3 protein-coding genes are annotated in these 1927 nt (G+C 66.5%); 2 read left to right on the forward strand and 1 reads right to left on the reverse strand.

Annotated elements, in window-relative coordinates:
- A partial coding sequence (locus G7A99_RS13660) for a cbb3-type cytochrome c oxidase subunit I (RefSeq protein WP_205599854.1) occupies window positions 1-673 on the reverse strand: 673 nt, incomplete at its 3' end.
- 369 nt (window positions 674-1042) lie between these two features.
- On the opposite strand from G7A99_RS13660, the gene G7A99_RS13665 reads away from it, so the two are divergent.
- Entirely contained in the window at window positions 1043-1624 is a 582-nt protein-coding gene (locus G7A99_RS13665; RefSeq protein WP_018716917.1) for a TIGR00730 family Rossman fold protein, read from the forward strand.
- Window positions 1600-1927: hypothetical protein (locus G7A99_RS13670; protein ID WP_205599855.1), on the forward strand; the 328-nt coding region annotated here is incomplete at its 3' end. The genes G7A99_RS13665 and G7A99_RS13670, both read left to right, overlap by 25 nt.

Consider the following 1927-nt stretch of genomic DNA (forward strand, 5'->3'; position numbering starts at 1 on the left):
GGACGAAGTAGTACATCATCCCGAGGAAGCCGGCGGTGAGAAAGAAACCGACCGCGTTATGGCCGTACCACCACTGCACCATCGCGTCGACCGCGCCGGAGTAGATCGGGTAGGACTTGGTCAGCGACACCGGGATCGACAGGTTGTTGATCACGTGCAGCAGCGCGATGGTGATGATGAACGCGCCGTAGAACCAGTTGGCCACGTAGATGTGCTTCTCGCGACGCTTCATGATCGTCCCGAAGAACACCACCGCGTAGGTCACCCACACCAGCGTGATCAGGATGTCGATGGGCCACTCGAGCTCGGCGTACTCCTTGCTCTGGGTGATGCCCAGCGGCAGCGTGATCGCCGCGGCGACGATGACCACCTGCCAGCCCCAGAACGTAAACGCCGTGAGCTTGTCAGAGAGCAGGCGGGTGCCGCAGGTTCGCTGGACCACGTAGTAGGAGGTCCCGATGAGGGCGCTGCCGCCGAAGGCGAAGATAACGGCGTTGGTATGCAGCGGGCGGAGGCGGCTGAATGTCAGCCACGGCACGTCGAAGTTGAGAGCGGGCCAGAGCAGCTGGGCGGCGATAAACACCCCCACCGCCATGCCCACGATCCCCCAAATGACAGTCGCCAGGGCGAACTGGCGCACTACCTTGTCGTTGTAGGCGGGTGTCGCGTCCATAGGTCGGTTTCCATCTCAGATATGGATTGCGGGTTAACCGAGTGCAGCACCGGCGGATACCGGCGACGGCGATTCTCCTTTTCGGTCCACTCGCCATTGCCCGACGAGCAAACCTGACCGCGGGGTCATTATCCTTGAGGCGGTATTGAAGGTCTTGACCTGCATCAATTCAGTGCGGCCATGCCGGACACCGACCCCCGCCACCCGGGCGTGCCGCTCGCGATTCTACTGTGCCCAATCCAAATATGGACAATATCGCGGCGTCATGCCGCCCGCGATGGCGTGCTCATCCGGTACAATCGGATGTCGGGCGCACGGCGGCGCCGATACGGCCGGCGCGCCCGCCGCGCACTGAATTATGGAGGATCCATGCAACGCATTTGCATCTATTGCGGCTCCGCCGCCGGGCGCGACCCGCGCTACCGTGAGGCCGCGAGCGCCTTCGGCGCCGCCGTGGCCGCCCGGGGGCTCGGCGTCGTCTACGGCGGCGGCGCGACAGGGATGATGGGCGCCGTCGCCGACGCCGCTCTCGCCGAGGGCGGCGAAGTCGTCGGCGTCATTCCCGAAACCCTGCTCGCCCGCGAAGTCGGCCACCGGGAGGTCACGCGGCTGGAGGTCGTGACCTCCATGCACGAGCGCAAGGCGCGCATGGCCGAGCTCGCCGACGGATTCATCGCCCTGCCCGGGGGGCTGGGTACCTTCGAGGAGATCTTCGAGATCCTCACCTGGGCGCAGCTCGGCTTCCATCGCAAGCCCTGCGGACTGATCAACATGGCAGGCTACTACGACCATCTGGTGACCTTCCTGGACCATGCCGTGGACACCGGCTTCCTGCGCCGGAGCAACCGGGACATGCTGCTCGTGGACGACGACGGCGAGCGGCTGCTCGAGCGTTTCGCCGAATACCGCGCGCCCCGCGTGACCCAGTGGATCGACAAGAGCAGTACATAGACGGCGGCGTCGACGCCCTGCGGCGCTATCTCGCGGGTGTCCGGGATCCGGCGGGGCGTTATCGCCGGCTCGTAGTGTTACCGCCGCCCACGGACGCGGCCACGGCGATGGCGGCGGTAACCGCCCCGGCGGTACTGGTCAGCGATGCGCCGCCCGACGGCGAGGACGCGGTCCCGCTGCGCCGGGCCGCAACACTGCTCGGCAGCGAATACCGGGACGTCGTCGTCGATGTCCGTGCCGGTCTCGACGTCGACGCCCTGGCCGCCGTCGCCGGCGCCGTGATCGCCGGTGGCGTCATGGTCA

The organism is Arhodomonas sp. KWT (assembly GCF_010993615.1).

Coding starts and splice junctions, on each gene's coding strand:
- G7A99_RS13665 (WP_018716917.1), top strand. CDS start 1,043: ATGCAACGCATTTGCATCTATTGCGGCTCCGCCGCCGGGCGCGACCCG.